Raw genomic sequence first — 24,745 nt, forward strand, 5'->3', positions numbered from 1 at the left:
TTTTCCTGTACCGCGTTAATTCTCGAGCCAACCCGTTGGCTTTCCTTCAGGTAGCGCATAACCTATTGAATACAAACTAATTTTTTAGGAGCTGCCGCAGGCTGCGATAAGATTTTTCAGTGCCTACCATTTCGTGCCTGCCGACATTCTGTGTGGGAGTTGGCGCCAAGTCGTCGACAGCCGTGCTGTCGCGCTGCAAACACCGGGCATCTGTAGGCGCGCGCTTGCCCGCGATCGGCTGCGCCCGAAAAGAACTTCAGGTATGAAACCAAAAAAATTGTGCGGCAGACAGTTGCTCCTACAGCACCGTTTTTGCTGCGCGACGGACCACCGGTTTCGTGCATTTCCGATTTTTTTGCTTCTGCGATTTGTAGGATCTTGGCTGTAAGGCTTGTAGGGCGTTTCTGATTGCCCTTTTCGCCGGTTTTTTGCTGGGTTTTGGCTGATAGGGTGGCGAAATTCTAGCCAGGAGCCAGCCCCATGACCCAGTGTTTCAAAGACCACGAATGCGACACGCAGCTGTTGAACCACCCCACCAAACCGATCGAAGAGTGCGAGACGCACAGGATCGAGTTGTACGGGGTCATGCAGGACGTCGTTGACGTGCCGTTTTTGACTTGCTCGGGAATCTGGCGAGTCTTCCAGCGCGAAGCCGAAGAAATCGTCGCCCCCGGCGGCGTCCTGATCGCCGACCCCATCGAACGCAACCGCGTGATCAACGCCGCCTATGCCCGGTTGTGGCTGCACGACAACCGCTTTCAGTGGGCCGGGCTGGCAGCCTTTGCCTCCAAGCAAGTCGGTTGCGGGTTGTTGCATGCGGCCGATATGACTGACGTCATTCAAGCTGAGCGCGACGCCAGGCAGCGCTTGATCGACTCCAATGCGGCATCGAATCCCGGTTTCCTCGGGGCTCATATTTTCAACGATACGGATCAGCAGGCACTGGAGGATTACCGAGCCGCCCGCAGCAATAATCCCGTTCCCCTGGGCGACCTTGGCCTGGGCGGGGAACCCTCATCCTTGATGCAGCAACAGTTCCAGCACGTCTACGAAATGATGGCGCTGGGCAACACCACCTTGTTTCTGGATATCTTCCCATTGCATGCGTTTTACAAAAAGCGTGGGCTTGAGGAGCTAAGGACTTGTCTTAAAGAGCGGGCGGGGATTTATGGTCATCCGAAGTTTCCGGTGATGTGGTTGGTGGAGCAGGAAAGGCTTCGATTTGGGCGACCACATGATGAGATCCTTGAGGCCTTCAAGGCAATAGAAAAGGGAGATATTGCCGAGAGCGTGAGGCAATTAGCGGTACATGAGCAGCTCAATATCCTCCAGCCGACCATCTACGAAGACCCACAACTTAAACTGCTACTGCGCGGTAACCATGTCTCCTACGTGACCGGTTTTCCATCGGGGGTGGCTCAAGCGATTGAGCTGACCCTGGCGAGCCAATGCCAGCCGGTCGAGGATGGACGCACCCTCGAATTCAGCAGCAACCCGTTTGCAGACTTGTCAGCTTACGAGCAGCGCATAGCCTTCGTGATGCAAGCAGCGGAACGTTTCGATGAGATGCTGGGCGACGAAAATCGACCCTTGCTGGAACAGTCAATAAAAGATATCGCCGAAGGATCGGGTGTCCGATGAAACGGCGATATTGGTTTTGCCTGGCACTACTAGCGGTATGGGGAGCCAATGTCGCGCGGTCGTTGTACGAACGGGAGATCGCCCTGGTGATAGGTGGAACCTACGAAGACATGCGAAAGCTTTCGTCAGCCCGCTTTACTTCACCTTATCCCGGCGGGGGGATATGGCCGGCCGTACCACATTCCGACGTGCAATTACGATTCACCGACCCGCAATATGGATTTATTACTCCAAAGAGCGCTGAGCTTTTAGTTGTATTCAAGGACAACATTATTCAGAGTTTGGTTATATCTCCGCAGACCGAACCCTTGTTGCTCGATGATGCACTAAAAGTCGTGATGGATCTGGAAGCGCAATGGCGTCAGAGTGGTTGGGTGGGCAGTAACCAGGAAAAGAATCCAGACTTTGCCGATACACCTGAATGGCGCGCTAAGTTGCGCGATGTGAACAAGGGTGGAACCACTTATTGGCAGGCCGGTGAAAAGTATCAGGCCATGTTAGATATGGGGCGTTTCAAGTACGATAAATATCCTAACGAAGAGCGTTATAAGATAGTTCTAAATGTTGCCAAGCCTTGGTTGCCTTTCCCATGAGCTGGTGTCGTTGGGCCTTACTTATAGTTGTGGCGCTATTAGCCGCATACGTTTTGCGTTCATGGTACGAGCGAGAGATCGCCTTGGTGATAGGTGGAACCTACGAGGAGATGCGACAACAGTCGTCAGCCCGCTTTACTTCACCTTATCCCGGTGGGGGGATATGGCCGGCCGTACCACATTCCGACGTGCAATTACGATTCACCGACCCGCAATTTGGATTTATTACTCCAAAGAGCGCTGAACTTTTAGTTGTATTCAAGGACGACATTGTTCAGAGCCTAACTATACATCCGCACATTGAACCGTTATTGCTCGATGATGCATTGAAGGTTGTCTTGGAACTTCAGGACCAATGGCGACGCGGCGGGTGGATAGATAGAAATCACAAAAAATATCCACCCTTTGCCGACACGCCCCAATGGCGTGCTCGATTGCGCGATGCCAACAAGGGAGGCACAACTTATTGGTATGCCGGCGACAAGTATCAGGCCACGCTCACAGTGCATCGTTTTGAAGACCGCAAACACCCCGAAGAAGAGCGCTATAAGATCACCCTTGAAGTTGCCAAGCCTTGGACCCCTTACCCCTTACCCATGACTCGGCCTCATTGGCGCTACCTAATAGATTCAACTGAATTTGTCACAGTCAATTGGCAAGTTTCACCTCAACTAACCCAATCTAAAAATAAATCTGTCTAGCCAAGGAGTACCCCCATGTCCATGCCGACCTACTTAACCATTATCGGCGAAAAACAAAAATTGATTACTGGAGGCTGTTCGTCGTTAGAATCAATTGGCAATAACTACCAGCTCGGACGAGAAGATCAAATTCTTGTGGAGTCATTTGATCAACATTTTGGTCGTCCCCAAGGGGCGCAATCCGGCCATCGGGTTCATGGGCCTTTCATCATTACCAAGATGCTCGACAAGTCGACCCCGTTACTGTTCGAAGCGTGGCGCACGGGTGAAACACTTAGCCTATGCACATTGGATTGGTATCGAGTTTCACCCGGCGGCTTTCAAGAACACTATTTCACCATGGTATACACAGACGCCCTCATTACCGATATTCATATTTCAATGCCGCGTTGGCGCGATCCTGCAGTGGCTCATATCACTCCCTTGGAAACTGTTACGTTTACGTATCGGACCATCGCCTCGACTCATGAAACCTGTGGAACGATGGGTTCCGACTACTGGGATGAGGGGACTTCGGCATGAAGTTGGTGCATCGTCGCACACTCCAAATGGATGAGAAAAAATACGTCCATCCTCCCGCTGAAGCACTGGTGATAGTCAAAAGACTGTTAGCGGGGCATCGGGAAATCGAAGGTCTGGCCGAATTACGGCGCGCGTCGATGGTCTATCACGATCGTTATGTCTGGGAACAAGTCGAGCGCGGCGAGTGGGTGCTGACCAAGCCTGAGGCGCGCACGTTTGACTGGGGCGATTTCGAGCCGCACGCTCGCCATCAAAGAATGCTGGCAGCATTAGAGAATCCCCCACCGCAAATAATCCCCCCCAAATTGATATTTCGTCTGTTTGATACAGAAACAGAAGAATTTATTGTTAGCCAAAACTATTTTGGCGAATTTGAGGGGGAGTCAGGCCCGCGACGAGTCGATGCTCAAGGGTTTGGCACTTTCCCGGTGGCATCGAAAAGAGCGAGGCTGTCAGTGCTGTTAGGAAACCGCTAACAACGGCATGTTATTAGATGACATGGCCTGAGGGGATTGATTTATTTTCAGCGCTTCATCGAAGTTCACTCAGTCCCCGTGCTCTACCGAGCCAATAAAGTTAGCCAATTCCGGCGTACGTGGGTTAGCAAAAAGAATCTTCGGATCACCGGTTTCGTGAACCTTGCCCTCATGCATGAACACCAACTTATCGCCCACTTCCCGGGCAAAGCGCATTTCGTGGGTGACCATGATCAGGGTCATGCCGTCTTTGGCCAGTTGGCGCACGACGCTCAGCACTTCGTTGACCAGTTCGGGGTCGAGGGCGGAGGTGATTTCATCGCACAGCAGCACTTTGGGTGACATGGCCAACGCCCGAGCAATCGCCACGCGCTGTTGCTGACCGCCGGACAAGCGATCAGGGAAGGCATCGAATTTTTCCCCCAGCCCCACGCGCTCCAGCATCTGCCGCGCAAGGTGCGCCGCTTTGGCTTTGGGCACCTTCTGCACCACCTGCGGCGCGAGCATGACATTCTCGCCCACGCTCAAATGCGGGAACAGGTTGAATTGCTGAAACACCATGCCGACTTTCTGCCGCAAGCTGCGCAGGTCGGCGCGGGCGGCGTCGAGGTACTCGCCATCGACTTCAATGACGCCGTCGTTGATCGACTCCAGGCCATTGAGCGTGCGCAGCAAGGTGCTTTTACCCGAACCACTGCGGCCGATGATCGCCACCACCTGACCTTCTTCAACGGTTAGGTCGATACCTTTGAGCACATGGTGGTCGCCGTAGTATTTGTGCAGGGCGGAAATTCTAAGCAACGGCATGCAGTCTCCTTTCCAGATAGCGGGCACTGAGCGACAAGGGGTAACAGAGCAGGAAATAGCCGAGGGCGACGAAGCCATAGACCAAGAACGGTTGAAAGGTAGCGTTGGCTAGCATGCCGCCGGTTTTGGTCAGCTCCGTGAAGCCAATGATCGAGGTCACAGCGGTGCCTTTGATCACTTGCACCGAGAATCCAACGGTGGGTGCCACCGCAATGCGCAGGGCTTGGGGCAAAATCACGTAACGCAATTGCTCAAAAGGCGACAGCGCCAGGCTGGCAGAGGCCTCCCACTGACCATGAGCAATTGACTCAACACAGCCGCGCCAGATTTCAGCCAAATACGCGCTGGTAAACAGGGTCAGTGCCAGCGCGGCAGCGAACCAAGGCGAGATATCGATGCCCAGTAACGCGACACCGAAGAACACCAGAAACAGCTGCATCAGCAACGGCGTGCCCTGAAACAACTCGATGTACACCCGCGCCAGCCAGCGCGGCGCGCTCAACGTCGAAATCCGCAGGGTCATTACCAGCAACCCGATAACACCGCCGCCGACGAATGCCACCAGCGACAGCGCCACGGTCCATTGCAGGCCGATAAGCAAGTTGCGCACGACGTCCCAAAGGGTGAAATCCATCAGTTGCTCCTCGAAATGTAGCGTCGCCCGACCCACGCCAATAACTGGCGGATCAGTACGGCCATGCACAGGTAAATCAGCGTGGTGACGATGTACGTTTCGAACGCCCGGAAGTTGCGCGACTGGATGAAGTTGGCGGCGAAGCTCAACTCTTCGGTAGCGATCTGTGAGCAGACCGCCGAGCCCAGCATGACGATGATGATTTGGCTGGTCAGCGCGGGCCAGACTTTGCCCAACGCCGGAATCAACACCACATGACGAAACGCCTCGGCGCGACTCATGGCCAAAGCGGCCGCTGCTTCGAGTTGCCCCCTTGATACGGCCTGAATGCCAGCACGAATGATCTCGGTGGAGTACGCACCCAAGTTGACCACCATCGCCAACACGGCCGCTTCCCACTCTGAAATCTTCACCCCCAGCGACGGTAAGCCGAAGAAAATGAAGAACAGTTGCACCAGAAATGGCGTGTTACGGATCAGCTCGACGTACACGCCGAAAATCGATGAGTACGGGCGGATGTTCCACGCTCTGCACACCGCACCGACAATGCCAAGGCCAACCCCGAACAGCGTGCCGATGGCCGTCAGTTCCAAGGTGAATAAAGCCCCCCGCAGCAACAGGTTGGCGTTTTGCAGGACCGGCAGGAAATCGAAGTGATACGACATGGCGGGGGCTCCAGATCAGAAGCCAGCCGGCAGCGGTTGTTTGAGCCATAGCTGCGAGTTCTTTTCCAGCGCACCGTCGGCAAGGGCGGCCGTGAGGATCTCGTTAACCTTGGCCAGTAACTCCGGCTCGTTTTTGTTAACGCCCACATACACTGGCGAGTCCTTTAGCTTCACCTTCAACGCGGGAATGCGTTTCGGGTTGCGTTCGCTGATGGCGACCATGACCACGTTGCCGCTGGCGATCAGATCCACTTGGCCGGCGAGGTAGGCGGCGATGGTCGAGTTGTTGTCCTCGAAGCGCTTAATGGTCACGCCTTCCGGGGCCACGTTGGTCAGCTCGATGTCTTCAATCGCACCCCGGGTCACGCTGATGGTTTTGCCGGTCAAATCACTGAGTTCTTTGATGGGCGCATCGGGCGGGCCGAAGACAGCGAGATAGAAAGGCGCATAGGCACGGGAAAAATCGATGACTTTTTCGCGCTCAAGGTTCTTGCCTAGGCTTGAGATCACCACATCAACTTTGCCTGTGGTCAGAAACGGGATGCGGTTAGTGCTGTTGACCGGCGTTAATTGCAGCTTGACCTTCAATTGGTCAGCCAGCAGGTGTGCGGTGTCGATGTCCAGCCCGCGCGGCTGCATGTCTGGGCCGACCGAGCCGAAGGGTGGAAAGTCCTGAGGCACCGCCACCTTCAATACGCCTCGGGTCATCACGTCGTCCAGCCCATTAGCGTGAGCGGGCGCTTGGCCGAGCATCAGGCTCGCAAACAGAGCAGTGAGTAAGACGCTGTAGCACTTTTTCATAGGAAGACTCCGAGTCATACGAAAGGCATGTCTCTATCCAGTGCACAGTGCATGCCAGCGCTTTGCTACTCCAGCTTTCGGGGTCCAGGCGACCGGGTAGCTGCGTGCTGTGGCCTGTTAGCGCGCATGTCGCTCCGTTTTGGCGCACAGTTTTGCACTGACTTTGGGCCTGCTTTGATGCTTGATGGTGCCAAGTTATTGCCTGACTCATGCAGGACCATAGCAAGAGTCAATCAACCTCGGCTTCCTGAACCCGGTGAGTACCGCTATGATGGACCACGATTTTTAGCCTACGACCTCGGAGACTTTCCATGAGTAGCGATCTTATTAAACACGTCAGTGACGCCAGCTTCGAAGCAGAAGTCCTGAAGGCTGAAGGCGCGGTACTGGTTGATTACTGGGCTGAGTGGTGTGGCCCATGCAAAATGATTGCCCCGGTCCTGGACGAAATCGCCGAGACCTATAAAGGCAAGTTGACGATTGCCAAGTTGAACATCGACGAAAACCAGGAAACACCTGCCAAGCACGGCGTTCGCGGCATTCCGACCTTGATGTTGTTCAAGAACGGTAACGTCGAGGCCACCAAAGTGGGCGCTCTGTCGAAGTCGCAGCTGACTGCATTTCTCGACAGCAACATCTGAAGCACCTAAAGCCCCGCATACAGCGGGGTTTTTTATGTGGCCGGGACTAGACGCCCTGAAAGTCCAGTGTTACATTCGGCCCCGCAATGGTTTCTCCATTGCCCCCTGCTAGCCGTCGCCGACGCTTCTCCTTTCGAATTAGTACGCGATCCTGTCGCCTTCTCTGCGGCGCGGCCTCATTAAGCCAAAAGCTTAATTTCCCCTCCCATACATGATTACGTCATTCCTATATGAACCTGACTGAACTCAAGCAAAAGCCGATTACCGATCTGCTCGAAATGGCCGAACAGATGGGCATAGAAAATATGGCCCGTTCGCGCAAGCAGGATGTGATTTTTTCCCTGCTGAAAAAGCACGCCAAGAGTGGCGAGGAAATTTCCGGTGATGGCGTGCTGGAGATTCTCCAGGACGGCTTCGGTTTCCTCCGCTCTGCAGATGCCTCCTACCTTGCCGGTCCAGACGATATTTACGTCTCGCCGAGCCAGATCCGCCGTTTCAACCTGCGCACCGGCGACACCATAGTCGGCAAGATCCGTCCGCCTAAAGAAGGCGAGCGTTATTTCGCCCTGCTCAAGGTCGACACGATCAACTACGACCGTCCGGAAAACGCGAAGAACAAGATTCTTTTCGAAAACCTGACGCCGTTGTTCCCGACTATTCGGATGAAGATGGAAGTCGGTAACGGTTCGACTGAAGACCTTACCGGCCGGGTGATCGATCTTTGCGCCCCGATTGGTAAAGGCCAGCGTGGTCTGATCGTTGCGCCGCCGAAAGCCGGCAAAACCATCATGCTGCAGAACATCGCGGCGAACATCACGCGTAACAACCCGGAAGTCCATCTGATCGTTTTGCTGATCGATGAGCGTCCAGAAGAAGTAACCGAAATGCAGCGCACCGTGCGCGGCGAAGTGGTTGCTTCGACCTTCGACGAGCCACCAACCCGGCACGTACAGGTTGCCGAAATGGTGATCGAGAAGGCCAAGCGTTTGGTCGAACACAAAAAAGACGTGGTGATCCTGCTCGACTCCATCACCCGTCTGGCTCGTGCCTATAACACCGTGATCCCAAGCTCCGGCAAGGTACTCACGGGTGGTGTCGATGCTCACGCCCTGGAGAAGCCGAAACGTTTCTTCGGTGCTGCACGGAACATCGAAGAAGGCGGCTCGCTGACCATCATCGCTACCGCGCTGGTTGAAACCGGCTCGAAGATGGATGAAGTGATCTACGAAGAATTCAAAGGCACGGGCAACATGGAACTGCCGTTGGATCGTAAGATCGCTGAAAAACGCGTGTTCCCGGCCATCAACATCAACCGTTCCGGCACCCGCCGCGAAGAGTTGCTGACAGCTGATGACGAGCTGCAACGGATGTGGATTCTGCGCAAATTGCTGCACCCAATGGACGAAGTCGCGGCTATCGAATTCCTGATCGACAAGCTGAAGCAGACCAAGACCAACGACGAGTTCTTCCTGTCGATGAAGCGCAAATAAGCCGCTGATTCAACCCGGCTGAACCGTACAAAAAGAGTGGTGTCCTTAGGGACACCATTTTTTTTTGGAACACGGAAGTGAATTACATCCTTGGCAATCGTCGTGACATCGACGGATTACGGGCGCTGGCCGTCATCCCGGTCGTCTTGTTTCATTATGGATTCAACGGCTTCAGCGGCGGCTTTGTCGGCGTCGATGTGTTTTTTGTCATTTCAGGATTCCTGATTACCTCAATCATCTGCCGAGAGATCGAAGCCGGGCGGTTCAGTTTTTATGAGTTTTGGTCGCGGCGTGCCCGACGCATCATCCCGGCATTGAGTCTGGTGATGGGCGCCACGCTGTTAGTCGGTTGGTTGCTGCTGCCGCCTAACGATTATGCGCAGCTGGGTCGAACCGTTCGTTATCAGGCGATGTTCGCCTCCAACATTCTCTTCATGCGCCAAGACGGTTACTTCGATGCCGCCTCGGCCTTCAAGCCGTTACTGCACACCTGGTCACTGGCGGTCGAAGAGCAGTACTACATTTTCTTTCCGCTGCTGATGGTCCTGCTTACGCGTTACCTCCGGCGTTGGCGATGGGCATTGTTTGCGTTATTAGTGGGCTCGTTTTTGCTTAATGTCTGGACCGTAAATCGGCAACCCGACGTGGCGTTCTTTTTATTGCCGATGCGCGCGTGGGAGTTGTTGTGCGGGGCAATGCTGGCCGTGCTGCCGGTTTCGCAACGCAGTCTGCGCCCGTGGGTGTATCAGGCGGTGAGCGCGGCAGGGCTGGCGGCCGTGATGCTGGCAGTGTGTTGGCTGGACAAAAACACGCTATTTCCGGGGTGTGCGGCATTGCTTCCAGTCGTGGGCGCTACGGCCATGATTTGGGCTAATGGTCAGTCCCCAACATGGGTGGGGCGACTCCTGAGCATGCCGGCGCTGGTAGGCATTGGGTTGATCTCTTATTCACTGTACCTCTGGCATTGGCCGATTTTTGTCTACGCCAACGCGGCATCGGTCGACGGCCTGCAGTTCAATGAAGCCTGTTTGTGGGTGCTGCTCAGTTTCGTGTTGGCTTACCTGAGTTGGCGTTTTGTGGAACTTCCCTTCAGGCAAAAGCGTTTGGTGGCCGGTCGTGGGTCAGTTGTGGTTACTGCCGCTATTAGCATGTTGGTGCTGGCCATGGTTGGCCAAACGATACGTTGGAAGGATGGCGTACCTGAACGTTTGTCCGCGCAAGCCATGCGTTATGCCCAAGCGCGTCATTGGACCCAAGGACAGATGGCGTGCCTCATGCGCACGGAAAGTCCGGACTTAAACACGGTGTGCCGTTTTGGCGGGGCCGCCGACACTCCGCCGCTGCAATTGGTGTGGGGTGATAGCCATGCTGCCGCGTTGACCCCCGCGCTTCGGGCGGATGCAGAGCGTTATGGCATGCCGGTCTGGCTGGCCAGTCTGGCGGGTTGCCCGCCGATCATTGGTGCGAATGTTCGTCAGCAGTGCGAAGACTTCAATCAGCAGACGTTGGCGCTGGTCCGTCGCGAAAAGGTTCACGATGTGGTGTTGGCGGGTCGCTGGAGTCTTTACCTGTATGGCGAAGAGAACGGTGACCGAAAATACGTGGTGTTCCGCGCGGATAACCAGGGCAGTGCCGAGCAACACATGGCGGACGATCTGCGCAGCATGGTTGCCCGTTTACGCGAAACCGGTGCCAGGGTTTGGCTGTTCAAAGAGGTGCCGATGCAACGACCGGGCACCATCGGTCGCCTGAGCAGTCTAGCCATGATCGGTCGTTCGGCGTCGCTGGTGGGCCGCCCCGTCGCTGAATATAAAGCGCGAGAACAGTTCATCGACGGCGTGTTCGCGCAATTGAGCGCCGCCGACGCCCAAGTGCGGGTGCTCGATCCGTCCGCGCTGTTGTGCGCCGGGGGTATTTGTCGGGCCGAAGTAAACGGTGCGCCGTTGTACATGGACGAAAATCACCTGTCGGATCAGGGTGGCGAACGTATGAAGCCATTGTTCGAGACGATTTTCTTGAGCGAAAATGCCCGCTGACGTCGCCTATTCACGCTTCAGAGCAGGTAGGATGTGCGTCTATTTTAGGAATGGCCTGATCAATGAAATTCAAGGACCTTCGGGATTTCGTGCAGCAGCTTGAGCAGCGCGGAGAGTTGAAACGCATTAAGGTGCCCGTCTCGCCGGTGCTTGAGATGACCGAAATTTGCGACCGAACCTTGCGCAGCAAAGGTCCGGCCTTGCTCTTTGAAAACCCCATCGGTTATGACATTCCCGTACTCGGTAATCTGTTCGGTACGCCACAGCGCGTGGCCATGGGCATGGGCGCTGAGGCCGTCAGCGAACTGCGTGAAATCGGCAAGCTGCTGGCGTTTCTCAAAGAGCCGGAGCCGCCCAAAGGCCTGAAGGACGCGTGGTCCAAGCTGCCTATTTTTCGCAAAATCATCGCCATGGCGCCCAAGGTCGTCAAAGACGCGCCGTGCCAGGAACTGGTCATCGAAGGCGATGATGTCGACCTCGGTATGTTGCCGGTCCAGACGTGTTGGCCGGGCGATGTCGGTCCGCTGATCACCTGGGGCCTGACCGTCACCAAAGGTCCGAACAAGGACCGCCAAAACCTCGGTATTTATCGTCAGCAAGTGATTGGCCGCAACAAGGTCATCATGCGCTGGCTGAGCCACCGTGGCGGTGCGCTGGATTTCAGGGAGTGGTGCGAGAAGCACCCCGGCAAGCCGTTTCCGGTGGCCGTGGCGTTGGGCGCTGACCCGGCAACGATTCTCGGCGCAGTGACGCCGGTGCCTGACAGCTTGTCCGAATACGCATTTGCTGGCTTGCTGCGTGGTAATCGCACCGAGCTGATCAAATGCCGTGGCAACGACCTGCAAGTTCCGGCCAGCGCGGAAATCGTCCTCGAAGGCGTAATTCATCCCGGCGAGATGGCCGATGAAGGGCCGTACGGCGACCACACCGGGTATTACAATGAAGTCGACAGCTTCCCAGTGTTCACGGTCGAACGCATTACCCATCGAATCAAACCGATTTACCACAGCACCTACACCGGTCGGCCACCTGATGAGCCCGCTATCCTTGGTGTAGCGCTAAACGAAGTGTTCGTGCCCATCTTGCAAAAGCAGTTTCCAGAGATTACCGATTTCTACTTGCCGCCTGAAGGCTGTTCCTACCGCATGGCCATCGTGACCATCAAGAAACAGTATCCCGGCCACGCCAAGCGCGTAATGCTCGGCGTCTGGTCGTTTCTGCGACAGTTCATGTACACCAAGTTCGTTATTGTCACCGACGATGACATTAACGCTCGGGACTGGAACGATGTGGTCTGGGCCATTACCACGCGCATGGACCCCAAGCGCGACACGGTGATGATCGAAAATACGCCGATCGACTATCTCGATTTCGCCTCGCCAGTCTCCGGCTTGGGTTCGAAGATGGGTTTGGACGCAACACATAAATGGCCGGGTGAAACCACGCGCGAGTGGGGTCGGGTTATCGTCAAGGATGAAGCGGTGACACGCCGGATCGACGATATTTGGAATGAGTTAGGAATAGATTGATGCGTGTAACCTTGCAGCCGTCTGGTGCGGTACTGGAGATGTTGCCCGGCGAGCGAATACTCGACGCTGCACAACGTCTAGGCTATGACTGCCCGCAGAGTTGCCGCAATGGCAATTGCCATATTTGCTCTGCGTTGTTGGTCGAAGGTCGAGTCATGCAAGCGGGTGAGGAGCGTGATCATGGCGAGTTCTACACCTGCCTGGCCGAGCCGCTGGAAGACTGCGTAGTGATGTGGGATGGCGTGTTGGCGCGTAACGAATTGCCGTTGCGCAAGCTGGCCTGCCAAATTACCGAGTGCGTTGAGGTCGGTGGCGACGTCTGGCGCATCCGCCTCCGGGCGCCGGCCGGCAAGCCGCCGCGCTATCACGCCGGGCAGTATTTGATGATCGAACGCGAAAACGGCGAGAAATCGGCGTTTTCCATGGCTTCATCGCCTCACCGCGGGCGCGATCTTGAATTGCACGTCCTGGCCCGTGAAGCCAGTGCGTTGAGTCTTGTCGAACAGTTGCAGCGCAACAGCATGGTTAACGTCGAGCTGCCGTATGGCGATTCGCACCTGGCCGATTTGCCCAATGGCCCGCTGGTGCTGATCGCCGCCGGTACCGGCATGGGACAGATGCAAAGCTTGATTGAGCATTGCCGCGCCAAGGGTTTTCAACACCCGGTGCACCTCTACTGGGGCGTTCGACGCCCTGAAGAGTTCTATGAGATGCCCCACTGGGACGAGTGGAAACAGCTGCCTAACCTGTTTTTGCATAAAGTCGTCAGCGATTTATGCGGGTGGGAAGGGCGTTGCGGCATGCTGCATGAAGCGGTCAGCCAGGACATCAGCGATTTGTCGTCGGTGATTGTCTACGCCAGCGGCTCCCCGGCAATGGTTTACGCAACGCTCGACGCCTTGGTCAATGCCGGAATGGACGCGCACCAGATGCATGCCGACGTTTTTGCCTACGCGCCCAGAGGCTGATTCAGCCTCAGAAACGAACCCCCACGTTCACCATCGTCGCCGAAAATCCCAACAAAACCGCCTCGGCCGTGACAGGGCCGAGATGGACACCCACCGATGGGATAATCACCGGCGCAACGCCAAAGCGGTTGAACGGAATCTTGTCGCGGTATTCGCCCCGATAGCCATACATCAACCCTCCCGAAATTTTTACGTACACCGGGTAGTCATCGCTCTCAAAGCGCTTGCCGACATAACCGTAGGCTGATCGTTGGTCGTATGAGTTTCGAAACGTGGCGGCCCCGTACAGCAAGCCCGACCCCTCATTGCGTTCAAGCCCGATCAGTTGCTGCCGATTATTGTGTTCAGGGTCTGGGGAAAAGTGCCGGGTGTACACGCTGGTCTGAACGAGCCAAAAACCGTCGTCGTTGTTTTCGGTGGCTTCACTCGCGTCGATGGGTGCTAACGCCGCCAGCACTCCGGCTAATGCCCAGCGCTTGTATTTTCTAACGTTCATCGTTGTCCTCTGAGCATTTAATGCCAAGGGGCGGCTTTATACAGATCTGTCCTACGGCTTGGAAGGTGGGCGATGCCTACAAAATGTGTCGGAAATTTCCTATAAGGTTGAACGGTCACCGGCTATGCGAATTCGGTATTTAAGATCGACGGTCAAGGCTTCTAAGCTATAACGGTGACCGCTGCGCAAACTGCAGCGTCTTTGTGTTCACTACCGCCTGGAAGATCAGTGCCGGCAGTGGATTACAAATTGCATGAAATGCATCAGGTCAGCGACAACTGGCGTGGTAATGCCAGGGGGAAAGCAATGGGGAATGAACTCAACAGTTTGATCACGGCTGCCCACATCGGTCTGGAGCTCAGTTACCCACCGGTAATTGACCTCGGCCCGCAGTTAACGCGTGAACAACTGCTCAGCTCTATGCAAGACACCATGAAGCTGCATCAAGGTGGCCCTGTGTGGTTATTCGCTTATGGCTCGCTCATTTGGCGGCCGGAATGCTCCGCCGTAGAGCGTCAGCGCGGACGAGTGCACGGTTATCATCGCGGTTTGTACCTTTGGTCCCACGAACACCGTGGCACACCAGAACTTCCTGGCCTTGTGTTCGGCCTCGATCGCGGCGGCTCCTGCAGTGGGTTCGCCTATCGATTGCCCGAAGAATGCCTGCAAGAATCACTGCTCGCCCTTTGGCAGCGCGAGATGCCTTATCCCTCGTATCGACCTCACTGGCTAGGCTGCCGCCTTGAAGACGGCACGCGAGTTCAAGCCTTGGGCTTCGTACTCGAACGCCACCTCCCCAGCTACGCGGGTAATCTGCCCGACAGTGTCCTCAGCCAAGTCCTCGCCAGCGCCAGCGGCCGCAACGGCAGCACCCGCGACTACGTTGAACAAACCGCCACCTGCCTGCGCAGCCACGCCATGCCGGATCTGAATCTGGAAGCGAAGCTCAAACGAATGAATTCGGTCTCACAGGGTAGTGCAGGGTAATAGTTATGGCTTTGGACGCCCGAGCCGCCAACGCAGCGGCCCGGGCTCTTAATCCCCGTCATCTAACGCCAACAACTACCTTCCCAACCGCTTTCCTCTGCGCCAATGAATCAATCGCCTCACCCGCCTTTTCCAGTGGATATACCTGAGACACCAACGGCTTTAGGTTCCCTTGCGCATACCACGCAAATAACTGTTGGAAGTTAGCCGCATTATCCAGCGGCTGCCGTTGCGCAAAAGACCCCCAAAAAACCCCAACCACTGAAGCGCCTTTCAACAGCGCCAGGTTTACCGGCAGTTCAGGAATACGCCCGCTGGCGAACCCCACCACCAACAACCGGCCATTCCAGGCAATTGACCGCACCGCTTGGTCAAACAGATCCCCGCCCACCGGGTCGTAAATAACGTCAACGCCCAGCCCGTTGGTGAGGCGTTTGATCTCGTCTTTGAGATTAGTGTCGCTGTAGTTGATCAACTCATCGGCGCCGGCTGCTTTGGCTACGGCAAGTTTTTCCGCGCTGCTGGCGGCGGCGATGACTTTGGCGCCCATGGCTTTGCCGATTTCGACGGCGGCGAGGCCTACGCCGCCTGAGGCGCCAAGTACTAGCAGGGTTTCGCCGGGTTGCAGGTTGGCGCGCTGCTTGAGGGCGTGTATGGAGGTGCCGTAGGTCATGCTGAAACCAGCGGCGGTGATGTAGTCCATCGCGTCGGGGATGGGCAGGACGTTGTAGCCGGCTACGGCGATCTGTTCGGCGAAGCTGCCCCAGCCGGTCAACGCCATCACCCGGTCACCGACTTTCAGGTGGCTGACTTTTTCACCGACGGCCGAAATTACGCCCGATGCTTCGCCGCCCGGTGAAAAAGGGAAGGGCGGTTTGAACTGATATTTACCTTCGATGATCAGCGTGTCCGGGAAGTTGACCCCTGCCGCGTGTACATCTAGCACGATCTCGTTTTTCTTCGCTTCGGGGCTGGCGACGTCTTCCAGCACCAAGGTTTCGGCAGGGCCGAAGGCTTTGCACAGCACGGCTTTCATCGGACTATTCCTTTTATAGTTATGGCCGATAAGTGTAGATAGGCAGGTTTCTGGGTCAATCAGAATGCCGGAGCCAAATAAGCAGACATAAGTGCAGTAAGCTACGCAACAAATCGGATGAGGAGTGGACTGTGAAAGCGTGGATCATCATGTTGTTGGCTGTGGCGCTGCCCATTGTGGCATCGGCCGAAGAGTCTAAAGAAGGCGACGCCAGCAAAGTGGCCTATGTTTCCCTCAGCCCTGCGCTGGTGGGCAATTACGGCCTTGATGGCGGGCAAAAGCTGCACGTCTATAAAGCCGATATCGCGCTGCGGGTGACCGGTGCCGACGCGGAAAAAGCGGTCAGGCACAACGAACCACTGATCCGTAATCAACTGGTCGCGCTGTTTTCGCAGCAAACCGTAGACACCATGAACAACGTCGATGCGAAGGAAAAACTGCGTCAGGAAGCGCTGAAACAGACCCAGCAAGTCATGAGTGATGAAGAAGGTAAGCCGGTTGTTGAGGATTTGCTCTTCAACAACCTGATCATTCAGTAACGCTTCACATCAGAGCAGCGCCAGGATCGCTTGCCATTGTTCGGCGCTGACGGGCATGACGGAAAGTCGGGTAGCTTTTTGCACCAAGGGTAACTGTTCCAGCGCGCTCTGTTGCTTCAGATAACTGATTTTAAGCACCTGCGGGAACGCCTCGACGAAGCTGACGTTCACGGCGCTCCAGCGATTTTTTTTCTCGCTGGATTTAGCATCGAAATAAGCCCCGCCCGGATCCAGGGCCGTCGGGTCCGGGTAAGCGGCATCGACGATACGCCCGATACCGACAATTCCTGGTTGTGCGCAACTGGAGTGATAAAAGAAAAACTTGTCATCCGGCGCCATCGCCCGCATGAAGTTGCGCGCCTGATAATTGCGCACGCCGTCCCAGCGAGTTTCGCCCAGACGTTGGAGGTCTTTGATCGAGAGTTCTTCCGGCTCGGATTTCATCAGCCAGTAGGCCATGGGTGCTGCTCCTGAATCGGGGGTGAATAAAAGTGAGGTAATTTTATGACAAACCGACGGTCGGTTGAGGCCATCATTTGCGCGAAAGTCAAGTTTGTCGGAGAATGCGCGGGATTTTAAGCAACGCGTTGTTGCAGCGGCTTTAAAAACCGCGGCCAGTAACGCATTGATTTGCCCAAGGGGGGCAATCGATGAAACGCAAACCGGATATCTTGTGGATTTTAGCTTTCGTGTTCGGTTTGGGTGTAGTAACCACCGGCTACGCGCAGAGTCTGTGGACGAATAAGTCTGATGCACCTGTCGAAATTTCTCAGCAGCAACATCAAAAGCCACCGCGACACTGATTGATCTTCCAGACGCTGCAATCATGAGCAGCGTCTAGCCCCGTTCCTTATTGACTCCTTGATACCAGCGCTTATTGGTCACGGTGCCTTGCAAGGGCACGTCCCAACTGGCCTGCGCTATTTGATCGACCTTCTGACACTCGTGGGCCAACCCAAGCAAAACGGGCTTCTCCCAGGTTTTTCTGCGGGATTGATACGCCAGGCTACGGTCATAAAATCCACCGCCCATGCCCAATCGCCCACCCACATCGTCGAAACCCACCAACGGCATAAGAATCAAATCCAGCGCCCAAATAACTCGCTGCCGGGCGACGTTGATTCGTGGTTCGGGGATGCGGAAGCGGTTAGGCCGTAATTTTTCCCCTTGATGAACGCGCTGAAAAACCATCTTGGTGCGCGGCCAGGCGCTGAGCACAGGCAGATAGGTTTTCTTGCCGCGTCGTTGAGCTGCACGCAGCAGCAAGCGCGGATCGATTTCACCGTCGTTGGGGATATACAACGCTATGTGTCTGGCGCGGCGGAACAGTGGGTTTTGTGCGAGCTGGCGATACAAACCGCGAGCGGCTTGACGTTGCTGGCTGGGGTTCAAAGCGCGACGAGCTTTGCGCAACTGAGTACGCAGTTGTTGCCGCGAAAGTGGCGCGGGACTGGTCATTCAGGTAAATCCAGAGTCAAATTCGGCAGGGCGCCGAATCGGAAAGATCATCGCCAGACAGCAAGACTGGCCATGAATAAAAATAAAGACTCCCCGACGAACCGCTGTCGGTGTAGCCCTTGAACCCGAAAGTTCAAGGTGGAGATTGCAGGAGGACTTAAGGCTTTCCGTCAAGCGGACATGCACACCGTCCCCAACGTGCAACCCCCGTGGTTGTGCGTATCGGCTCAGGGACATGACCGACTGGCTAGCACTCCAGGGAGCGGTCGGAAGTATACCCGAAACCTTTCCGAAGAATCACTTTTGGGTGGGTTCCGGATCAGTGGCCAGCACTAGATCAACCCTTTCCAGCAGATCGCGCACTTGCTCGCGGGTCGACTCACTGGTCTGAACGTCAGGTAAATCCTGCTTATGCAGCAAGTCGTGGGTGATGTTCAGCGCAGCCATTACGGCGATCCGATCAGCCCCGATGACTTTGCCACTGCTGCGGATTTCACGCATCTTTCCATCCAGGTACTTCGCCGCACTGACCAAGTTGGTGCGCTCTTCCTGGGGGCAGATGATCGAGTATTCCTTGTCGAGAATCTGGACGGTTACGCTGTTATTTGAGCTCATGTGTCTTGCTCCAGGGCCTTGAGGCGCGAAATCATGGATTCCACCTTATGGCGGGCGATTTCGTTTTTTTCAATGAGATGAGCGCGTTCCTCGCGCCAGGATTTTTCCTGAGCTACTAAGAGTCCGTTTTGGCTTTTTAGTTGCTCGACACGCTTGATCAGCAGTTCCAGCCGAGCCATCAACGCTTGTAGATCGGTATCTTCCATTGTGTCCCACTGAATACTTTCTGATGAATGGCGCAGATGCAGACGCCTTGATAGTCGTTCAAAAGGGCTTGCCGGACAGTCTTGGCGTGTCCGCTGGTGCAATTGCTGGAAATAAATGAGCGCACGCCCTACGATACAAGGCCTCCATTCTAGACATTGCGCCGCTTGGCGCCTAGTTACCCATGCCCATTCAGAATTCTCCGTACAAAGCTTTCGCCGCCCTGCTTAATGCCGGTGGCCATCCCGTTTCTCCCGCTGAGCTGCATGGCCTTTTGCTGGGCCGCAGTTGTGCCGGCGCAGGTTTCGACATCGACGGCTGGATGGTCGATGCTAGCGAAGTCCTCGGCGCTGCACCGGAAGACAATATCCGCCAGGCGCTGATTGGCCTGCAAGAGATGGTCAAAGGCGAACTGACCAGTGATGACATGACCGTCGTGCTGTTGTTGCCGACTGACGATGCACCCTTGGGCGAGCGTGCCATCGCCCTCGGCCAATGGTGCCAGGGCTTTTTAGCCGGTTTCGGCCTTACTGCCCGCGACAATGCAATCAGCGCTGAAGCCATGGAAGTGCTTCAAGATCTTTCGGCTATCGCTCAGGTCCAGGATGCGCTGGAAGAATCCGAAGATGGCGAAGGAGACTACATGGAAGTGATGGAATACCTGCGTGTCGCGCCATTGCTTCTGTTCACCGAATGCAACAAGCCCGCTGCACCTGAACCAAAGCCTTCCTTGCACTGATCGCTCAATATTGGTGCTGGCCACTGTCGGCCTGTAGTCAGGCCTGCCGCGCACAGCACCCAAAAGGGGACTTCACCTGCTTATGACCCATATCCCGAAGTCGGATTACGCCCGGCGCCGCAAAGCCCTGATGGCGCAAATGGTCCCCAACAGCATCGCTATTTTGCCGGCTGCTGCGGTGGCTATTCGCAACCGCGATGTCGAGCATGTCTATCGCCAGGACAGCGACTTCCAGTACCTCAGCGGTTTTCCAGAGCCGCAAGCGGTCATCGTGCTGATACCCGGTCGTGAGTACGGCGAGTACGTGTTGTTCTGTCGCGAACGCAACCCGCAGCGTGAGCTGTGGGACGGTTTGCGCGCCGGACAAGAAGGCGCGATACGGGATTTCGGCGCCGATGATGCGTTTCCGATCAATGATATCGACGACATTCTTCCCGGCCTGATCGAAGGTCGTGATCGGGTCTACTCGGCCATGGGCAGCAACCCCGAGTTTGATCGCCATGTGATGGACTGGATCAACGTCATCCGCTCTAAAGCCAACATGGGCGCGCAGCCGCCGAACGAATTCGTTGCGCTGGATCATCTGCTGCATGACATGCGCCTGTATAAATCAGCCGCTGAAATTAAGGTCATGCGCAGCGCGGCCGAAATTTCCGCGCGCGCCCATGTTCGAGCCATGCAAGCCAGCCGTGCCGGTTTGCACGAGTTCAGCCTCGAAGCTGAGCTGGATTACGAGTTTCGCAAAGGCGGGGCGAAGATGCCGGCCTACGGTTCCATCGTCGCTTCAGGCCGCAATGCCTGCATCCTGCATTACCAGCAGAACGACGCGGTGCTCAAGGACGGTGACCTGGTGTTGATTGACGCGGGCTGTGAAATCGACTGCTACGCCAGTGACATCACCCGCACGTTTCCGGTCAGCGGCAGGTTTTCGCCCGAGCAAAAAGCGATCTACGAGTTGGTGCTCAAAGCCCAGGAAGCCGCGTTTGCAGCCATTGGGCCGAACAAACATTGGAACCAGGCGCACGAAGCTACGGTTCTAGTGATTACCACCGGCTTGGTCGAGTTGGGCTTGTTGCAGGGCGAGGTTGATGAGTTGATCATCAGCGAAGCCTATAAAGCGTTTTACATGCACCGTGCCGGTCATTGGCTCGGCATGGACGTACATGATGTTGGCGATTACAAAGTCGGCGGCGAATGGCGCGTTTTGGAAGTCGGCATGACGCTGACCGTGGAGCCGGGGATTTATATTGCCCCGGACAATCAGGGCGTCGCGAAGAAATGGCGAGGGATCGGTGTGCGGATCGAGGATGACGTGGTGGTGACCAAACAAGGCTGTGAAGTGCTTTCCAGTGGCGTGCCCAAGACGGTCGCGGCTATCGAGGCCTTGATGGCCGCTGCACGTGCCGAGGCCGCATGAGCCGGGTCAATATTGCAATCGTCGGCGGCGGTCTGGTCGGTGCAAGCTTGGCGTTGGCGCTGCAGGCCGGAGCAAAGGCCCGGGGCTGGAAGATCGTTCTGATCGAGCCCTTCGCCCCCGGTGACTCCTATCAGCCGAGCTACGACGCACGTTCGTCGGCGTTGTCTTTCGGTGCGCGAAAAATTTACGAGCGTTTAGGCCTTTGGCAGCACATCAGCCGCCGCGCTGAGCCGATCCTGCAAATCCTGGTGTCTGACCGTGGGCGCTTCGGCGCAGCTCGATTGTCGGCAATGGAAGAGGGCGTGCCGGCATTGGGTTACGTGGTGGAAAACGCCTGGTTGGGTCAATGCCTGTGGCAGGGCCTGGACAGCGACGTGATCAGTTGGCGCTGTCCGGCCGAGGTCAAGCGCATGCAACCCTTGGGCGATGGCTATCGACTTACCCTCGATGACGAAACCGAAGTGGAATGCGACCTGGCGATACTCGCCGATGGCGGCCGTTCGGGGCTGCGCGAGCAATTGGGGATCGGCGTCACTGAGCGGCCCTACAACCAGAGCGCGCTGATCGCCAACATCACGCCGAGTGAAGCCCATTGCGGGCAAGCATTCGAGCGCTTCACCGATGACGGCCCGATGGCGTTGTTGCCGTTGCCGGAGAACCGTTGCGCCTTGGTCTGGACCCGTACGGGGATGGACGCCGAGCGTCTGGCCGCACTGGATGAGCGCAGTTTTCTCAGTGAACTACAAAACGTGTTCGGCTATCGCTTGGGTGCGTTGCAGCAGGTAGGCGCACGGCATTTGTATCCGCTAAAGCTGGTTGAGGCGCAAGAGCAAGTCCGCCCGCATCTCGCGGTGTTGGGTAATGCCGCTCACAGCCTGCATCCGATTGCCGGGCAGGGCTTCAATTTGTCGTTGCGCGACGCCAATGCATTGGCCGAAGCGCTGCTGGCGAGCAAAAAACTGCCGGGTGATTTCGCCACGTTGCAGGCTTATCGTGAGTGCCAGCGGCTGGACCAGCTGTTGACCGTGGGCTTTTCCGATCAAGTCACGCGGCTGTTCGGCAGCGCTCAACCTATGGTGGGCGCGGGGCGCAACCTGGGCCTGCTGGGATTGGACCTGTTGCCACCCGCAAAAAGTTGGTTTGCCCGTCAAGCCATGGGGCTGGGAACTCGCCCCGATGTTTGATGCCCGAATTTCTACACCACGGCTCACGCGATTCGCGGGGATGATTTAAAGCATGGAAACACGCGCAGATCTGCTGATTGTCGGAGCTGGAATGGTCGGTAGCGCCCTGGCGCTGGCGTTGCAGGACAGCGGCCTGAATATTGTGCTGCTCGATGGCAGCCCGATGAGCGTCACGCCGTTCGATTCACAGTCGGCTTTTGAACCTCGGGTCAGTGCGTTGTCTGCTGCCAGTCAGCGCATTCTCGAACGCCTGAGTGTCTGGCAGGGCATGGTTGCGCGGCGCGTTAGCCCGTATGGCGAAATGCAGGTGTGGGACGGCAGCGGCACTGGACAAATCCATTTCTCGGCAGCCAGCGTGCACGCGGAGGTGCTCGGTCATATCGTCGAAAATCGCGTGGTTCAAGACGCGCTGCTGGAGCGACTGCACGACAGCGATATTGGCCTTCTGGCCAACGCGCGGTTGGAACAGATGCGTCGTTCCGGAGACGATTGGCTGCTGACACTGGCTGACGGGCGTACCTTGCGCGCGCCGTTGGTGATCGCGGCAGATGGAGCCAATTCCGCGGTACGTCGCCTGACAGGCTGCGCCACCCGTGAGTGGGATTATTTGCATCACGCCATTGTCACCAGCGTGCGCACGGCTGACACGCACCAGCAGACCGCCTGGCAGCGCTTCACCGATGAAGGGCCGCTGGCATTTCTGCCGTTGGAGCGCGAGGGCGAACATTGGTGCTCGATCGTTTGGTCCGTCACCCCGGCCGAAGCCGAACGCTTGATGGCGCTAAGCGATGAAGCGTTCTGTCGCTCGCTGGAAAAAGCGTTCGAAGGTCGTCTCGGTGAGGTGTTGAGTGCTGACCCACGGCTTTGCGTGCCGCTGCGCCAGCGGCATGCCAAACGCTACGTGGCTGAAGGCTTGGCGCTGATCGGCGATGCGGCGCACGTCATTCACCCGCTGGCCGGGCAGGGCGTCAATCTGGGCTTTCTTGATGCCGCCGTGTTGGCCGAAGTCCTGTTACATGCTGCCAGTCGGGGCGAGCGCTTGGCCGACGTGCGCGTTCTCAGCCGTTACGAGCGCCGACGCATGCCGCATAACCTGGCGCTGATGGCCGCAATGGAAGGGTTGGAGCGCTTGTTCCAGGCCGATCCACTGCCCCTGCGCTGGCTGCGCAACACCGGCCTGAAATGCGTTGATCGATTGCCAGAAGCCAAAGCCTTGTTTGTGCGTCAAGCACTGGGTTTGTCGGGTGATTTACCGGTATTAGCGCAGGTTTAATTGGGGACCACTGTGGGACCGAATTCATTCGGGAAAAATGCGGCACGGGCTATCAGGCATAGGGCGTGATGGCATTCGCGAATAAATTCGCTCCCACAAAGAAAACGTTGGATTCAATGATCTTGCGCAACATCCCGTAACGCCTCTGTTGTGAGTTTGGTTGAGATCGCAAATGGGATTCCCTACCCTTTCGCCTCAATTTTCCACACGAGGCCACGCCCATGCCAGTAAGCAAGCGTCTACTGACGGCCCTGATCCTAACTGTGCTCGCCAACACCGCCCAGGCCGCTGATGAGGTGGTGGTGTACTCATCGCGCATTGATGATCTGATCAAGCCGGTATTTGACGCGTACACCGCCGAAACCGGGGTCAAGATCAAATTCATCACCGACAAGGAAGCGCCGCTGATGCAGCGAATCAAGGCCGAAGGCGAAAACGCCACGGCTGATCTGCTGCTAACCGTCGATGCCGGTAACCTTTGGCAAGCCGAGCAAATGGGCATTCTTCAGCCGTTCACCTCGCCCGTAATCAACGCCAACATTCCCAAGCAATACCGATCTTCGACTCATAGCTGGACCGGCCTGAGCTTGCGCGCGCGCACCATCGCCTACTCGACAGACCGGGTCAAACCCGAGGACTTATCCACCTACGAAGCGTTGGCGGATAAAACCTGGGAAGGGCGGTTGTGTTTGCGCACGGCAAAGAAGGTTTACAACCAATCACTCACAGCGACTTTGATCGAAACCCACGGTGCCGAGCAAACCGAACAAATCCTCAAGGGCTGGGTTAACAACCTATCGACGGACGTGTTTTCAGACGACATCGCGGTGCTGGAGGCAATAAACGCCGGGCAGTGCGACGTCGGCATCGTCAACACTTACTATTACGGTCGCTTGCACCAACAAAACCCGAAACTGGCAGTGAAGCTGTTCTGGCCGAATCAGGCCGACCGTGGTGTTCACGTCAATTTGTCCGGGGTGGGGCTGACAAAGTACGCGCCGCATCCAGGCGCCGCCAAGGCGTTGGTGGTGTGGATGACAGAACCTGCCGCGCAGAAAATCTTTGCCGACATCAATCAAGAGTTCCCCGCCAATCCTGCCGTGGCACCCTCGGCAGAAGTTGCCAGTTGGGGCGCGTTCAAGGCTGACACCCTACCGGTGGAAGTGGCCGGAAAACGCCAGGCCGAGGCCATTCGCATGATGGATCGGGTGGGTTGGAATTGAGGCCAAATCTGTCATTTTTGCGGTGACTAATTCGCAGGCAAGCCTGCTCCCACAGATTTTGTAGCCATCC

Annotated in this window: 27 protein-coding genes and 1 other RNA gene; 17 read left to right on the top strand and 11 right to left on the bottom strand. The window is 56.4% G+C overall.

Going from position 1 to position 24,745, the window contains the following annotated elements:
- The first annotated feature begins 480 nt into the window (after positions 1–480).
- Genes RHM65_RS07320 through RHM65_RS07340 form a run of 5 tightly spaced genes read left to right on the top strand, consistent with a single transcriptional unit; the run spans position 481 to position 3,933 of the window.
- Positions 481–1,641 carry a DUF2515 family protein gene (locus tag RHM65_RS07320; protein WP_322166598.1) on the top strand — a complete coding sequence of 387 codons (1,161 nt, stop codon included), beginning with the start codon at positions 481–483 and terminating at the stop codon, positions 1,639–1,641.
- Positions 1,638–2,234, top strand: coding sequence for a hypothetical protein (locus tag RHM65_RS07325; RefSeq protein ID WP_322166597.1), 597 nt, complete (start codon positions 1,638–1,640; stop codon positions 2,232–2,234). The genes RHM65_RS07320 and RHM65_RS07325 overlap by 4 nt, the downstream gene beginning before the upstream one ends.
- Entirely contained in the window at positions 2,231–2,935 is a 705-nt protein-coding gene (locus RHM65_RS07330; RefSeq protein ID WP_322184582.1) for a hypothetical protein, read from the top strand. Before RHM65_RS07325 ends, RHM65_RS07330 begins: the two co-directional genes overlap by 4 nt.
- A 15-nt stretch (positions 2,936–2,950) precedes the next feature.
- Positions 2,951–3,457, top strand: a complete 507-nt coding sequence (locus tag RHM65_RS07335) for an Hcp family type VI secretion system effector (RefSeq protein ID WP_322166595.1) — start codon at positions 2,951–2,953, stop codon at positions 3,455–3,457.
- The gene (locus RHM65_RS07340) at positions 3,454–3,933 is read left to right on the top strand and encodes a hypothetical protein (RefSeq protein WP_322184583.1); all 480 of its coding nucleotides are present in this window, start codon (positions 3,454–3,456) and stop codon (positions 3,931–3,933) included. The genes RHM65_RS07335 and RHM65_RS07340 overlap by 4 nt, the downstream gene beginning before the upstream one ends.
- Before the next feature lie 69 nt (positions 3,934–4,002).
- On the opposite strand, the gene RHM65_RS07345 is transcribed toward RHM65_RS07340, so the two are convergent.
- The 4 genes from RHM65_RS07345 to RHM65_RS07360 are packed head-to-tail and all read right to left on the bottom strand — an operon-like array spanning position 4,003 to position 6,840.
- Positions 4,003–4,740 carry an amino acid ABC transporter ATP-binding protein gene (locus tag RHM65_RS07345; protein WP_322184584.1) on the bottom strand — a complete coding sequence of 246 codons (738 nt, stop codon included), beginning with the start codon at positions 4,738–4,740 and terminating at the stop codon, positions 4,003–4,005.
- On the bottom strand, positions 4,727–5,377 hold the full coding sequence (locus tag RHM65_RS07350) for an amino acid ABC transporter permease (protein WP_322171260.1): 651 nt from the start codon (positions 5,375–5,377) through the stop codon (positions 4,727–4,729). The genes RHM65_RS07345 and RHM65_RS07350 overlap by 14 nt, the downstream gene beginning before the upstream one ends.
- Positions 5,374–6,039, bottom strand: a complete 666-nt coding sequence (locus tag RHM65_RS07355; protein WP_322184585.1) for an amino acid ABC transporter permease — start codon at positions 6,037–6,039, stop codon at positions 5,374–5,376. The genes RHM65_RS07350 and RHM65_RS07355 overlap by 4 nt, the downstream gene beginning before the upstream one ends.
- A gap of 15 nt (positions 6,040–6,054) precedes the next feature.
- Positions 6,055–6,840 (bottom strand): transporter substrate-binding domain-containing protein, encoded by a 786-nt coding sequence (locus tag RHM65_RS07360; protein ID WP_322166591.1) that lies wholly within the window; start codon positions 6,838–6,840, stop codon positions 6,055–6,057.
- Positions 6,841–7,151: 311 nt separating this feature from the next.
- Here RHM65_RS07360 and trxA point away from each other — a divergent pair, with 311 nt between their 5' ends.
- The 5 genes from trxA to RHM65_RS07385 all read left to right on the top strand — a co-directional run bounded on the left by trxA (position 7,152) and on the right by RHM65_RS07385 (position 13,504).
- Positions 7,152–7,481, top strand: a complete 330-nt coding sequence (trxA, locus tag RHM65_RS07365; protein WP_322166590.1) for a thioredoxin TrxA — start codon at positions 7,152–7,154, stop codon at positions 7,479–7,481.
- A gap of 230 nt (positions 7,482–7,711) precedes the next feature.
- Positions 7,712–8,971, top strand: a complete 1,260-nt coding sequence (gene rho, locus RHM65_RS07370; RefSeq protein ID WP_322166589.1) for a transcription termination factor Rho — start codon at positions 7,712–7,714, stop codon at positions 8,969–8,971.
- A 77-nt stretch (positions 8,972–9,048) separates the two neighbouring features.
- The gene (locus tag RHM65_RS07375) at positions 9,049–11,007 is read left to right on the top strand and encodes an acyltransferase family protein (protein WP_322184586.1); all 1,959 of its coding nucleotides are present in this window, start codon (positions 9,049–9,051) and stop codon (positions 11,005–11,007) included.
- Positions 11,008–11,069: 62 nt separating this feature from the next.
- Complete coding sequence (gene ubiD / locus RHM65_RS07380) at positions 11,070–12,536, top strand: 4-hydroxy-3-polyprenylbenzoate decarboxylase (RefSeq protein ID WP_322184587.1); 1,467 nt, start codon at positions 11,070–11,072, stop codon at positions 12,534–12,536.
- On the top strand, positions 12,536–13,504 hold the full coding sequence (locus RHM65_RS07385; protein WP_322166586.1) for a CDP-6-deoxy-delta-3,4-glucoseen reductase: 969 nt from the start codon (positions 12,536–12,538) through the stop codon (positions 13,502–13,504). The genes ubiD and RHM65_RS07385 overlap by 1 nt, the downstream gene beginning before the upstream one ends.
- A 7-nt stretch (positions 13,505–13,511) precedes the next feature.
- Here RHM65_RS07385 and RHM65_RS07390 read toward each other — a convergent pair whose 3' ends face one another.
- Positions 13,512–14,000, bottom strand: coding sequence for a sn-glycerol-3-phosphate transporter (locus tag RHM65_RS07390; RefSeq protein WP_322166585.1), 489 nt, complete (start codon positions 13,998–14,000; stop codon positions 13,512–13,514).
- 306 nt (positions 14,001–14,306) lie between these two features.
- Here RHM65_RS07390 and RHM65_RS07395 point away from each other — a divergent pair, with 306 nt between their 5' ends.
- The gene (locus RHM65_RS07395; RefSeq protein WP_322166584.1) at positions 14,307–14,987 is read left to right on the top strand and encodes a gamma-glutamylcyclotransferase; all 681 of its coding nucleotides are present in this window, start codon (positions 14,307–14,309) and stop codon (positions 14,985–14,987) included.
- 58 nt (positions 14,988–15,045) lie between these two features.
- On the opposite strand, the gene RHM65_RS07400 is transcribed toward RHM65_RS07395, so the two are convergent.
- Entirely contained in the window at positions 15,046–16,023 is a 978-nt protein-coding gene (locus RHM65_RS07400) for an NADPH:quinone oxidoreductase family protein (RefSeq protein WP_322184588.1), read from the bottom strand.
- 131 nt (positions 16,024–16,154) lie between these two features.
- On the opposite strand from RHM65_RS07400, the gene RHM65_RS07405 reads away from it, so the two are divergent.
- Positions 16,155–16,562 carry a flagellar basal body-associated protein FliL gene (locus tag RHM65_RS07405; RefSeq protein WP_322166582.1) on the top strand — a complete coding sequence of 136 codons (408 nt, stop codon included), beginning with the start codon at positions 16,155–16,157 and terminating at the stop codon, positions 16,560–16,562.
- Between the two features lie 9 nt (positions 16,563–16,571).
- Here RHM65_RS07405 and RHM65_RS07410 read toward each other — a convergent pair whose 3' ends face one another.
- The 5 genes from RHM65_RS07410 to RHM65_RS07430 form a co-directional block, all read right to left on the bottom strand.
- Positions 16,572–17,021: an EVE domain-containing protein gene (locus RHM65_RS07410; protein WP_322166581.1), complete on the bottom strand. Its 450-nt coding sequence runs from the start codon at positions 17,019–17,021 to the stop codon at positions 16,572–16,574.
- 378 nt (positions 17,022–17,399) lie between these two features.
- Entirely contained in the window at positions 17,400–18,020 is a 621-nt protein-coding gene (locus RHM65_RS07415; RefSeq protein WP_322166580.1) for a 5-formyltetrahydrofolate cyclo-ligase, read from the bottom strand.
- Positions 18,021–18,106: 86 nt separating this feature from the next.
- A non-coding RNA gene (gene ssrS, locus RHM65_RS07420) (6S RNA) lies at positions 18,107–18,285 on the bottom strand.
- A gap of 32 nt (positions 18,286–18,317) precedes the next feature.
- A complete protein-coding gene (locus RHM65_RS07425) occupies positions 18,318–18,635 on the bottom strand; it encodes a cell division protein ZapA (RefSeq protein ID WP_322184589.1) in 318 nt (105 codons plus the stop codon).
- On the bottom strand, positions 18,632–18,841 hold the full coding sequence (locus RHM65_RS07430) for a TIGR02449 family protein (RefSeq protein WP_322166578.1): 210 nt from the start codon (positions 18,839–18,841) through the stop codon (positions 18,632–18,634). Before RHM65_RS07430 ends, RHM65_RS07425 begins: the two co-directional genes overlap by 4 nt.
- A gap of 182 nt (positions 18,842–19,023) precedes the next feature.
- Between RHM65_RS07430 and RHM65_RS07435 the strand changes: the two genes are divergently transcribed.
- The 5 genes from RHM65_RS07435 to RHM65_RS07455 all read left to right on the top strand — a co-directional run bounded on the left by RHM65_RS07435 (position 19,024) and on the right by RHM65_RS07455 (position 24,675).
- A complete protein-coding gene (locus RHM65_RS07435) occupies positions 19,024–19,578 on the top strand; it encodes a YecA family protein (RefSeq protein ID WP_322166577.1) in 555 nt (184 codons plus the stop codon).
- 82 nt (positions 19,579–19,660) lie between these two features.
- Positions 19,661–20,995 (top strand): Xaa-Pro aminopeptidase, encoded by a 1,335-nt coding sequence (pepP, locus tag RHM65_RS07440; RefSeq protein ID WP_322166576.1) that lies wholly within the window; start codon positions 19,661–19,663, stop codon positions 20,993–20,995.
- A complete protein-coding gene (gene ubiH / locus RHM65_RS07445; RefSeq protein ID WP_322166575.1) occupies positions 20,992–22,179 on the top strand; it encodes a 2-octaprenyl-6-methoxyphenyl hydroxylase in 1,188 nt (395 codons plus the stop codon). The genes pepP and ubiH overlap by 4 nt, the downstream gene beginning before the upstream one ends.
- Before the next feature lie 52 nt (positions 22,180–22,231).
- Entirely contained in the window at positions 22,232–23,452 is a 1,221-nt protein-coding gene (locus tag RHM65_RS07450) for a 2-octaprenyl-3-methyl-6-methoxy-1,4-benzoquinol hydroxylase (RefSeq protein WP_322166574.1), read from the top strand.
- A gap of 221 nt (positions 23,453–23,673) precedes the next feature.
- Entirely contained in the window at positions 23,674–24,675 is a 1,002-nt protein-coding gene (locus RHM65_RS07455) for an extracellular solute-binding protein (RefSeq protein ID WP_322184590.1), read from the top strand.
- Positions 24,676–24,745 lie beyond the last annotated feature (70 nt).

This window comes from Pseudomonas sp. CCI4.2 (assembly GCF_034350045.1).
In the GTDB taxonomy this organism is placed as follows: Bacteria; Pseudomonadota; Gammaproteobacteria; order Pseudomonadales; family Pseudomonadaceae; genus Aquipseudomonas.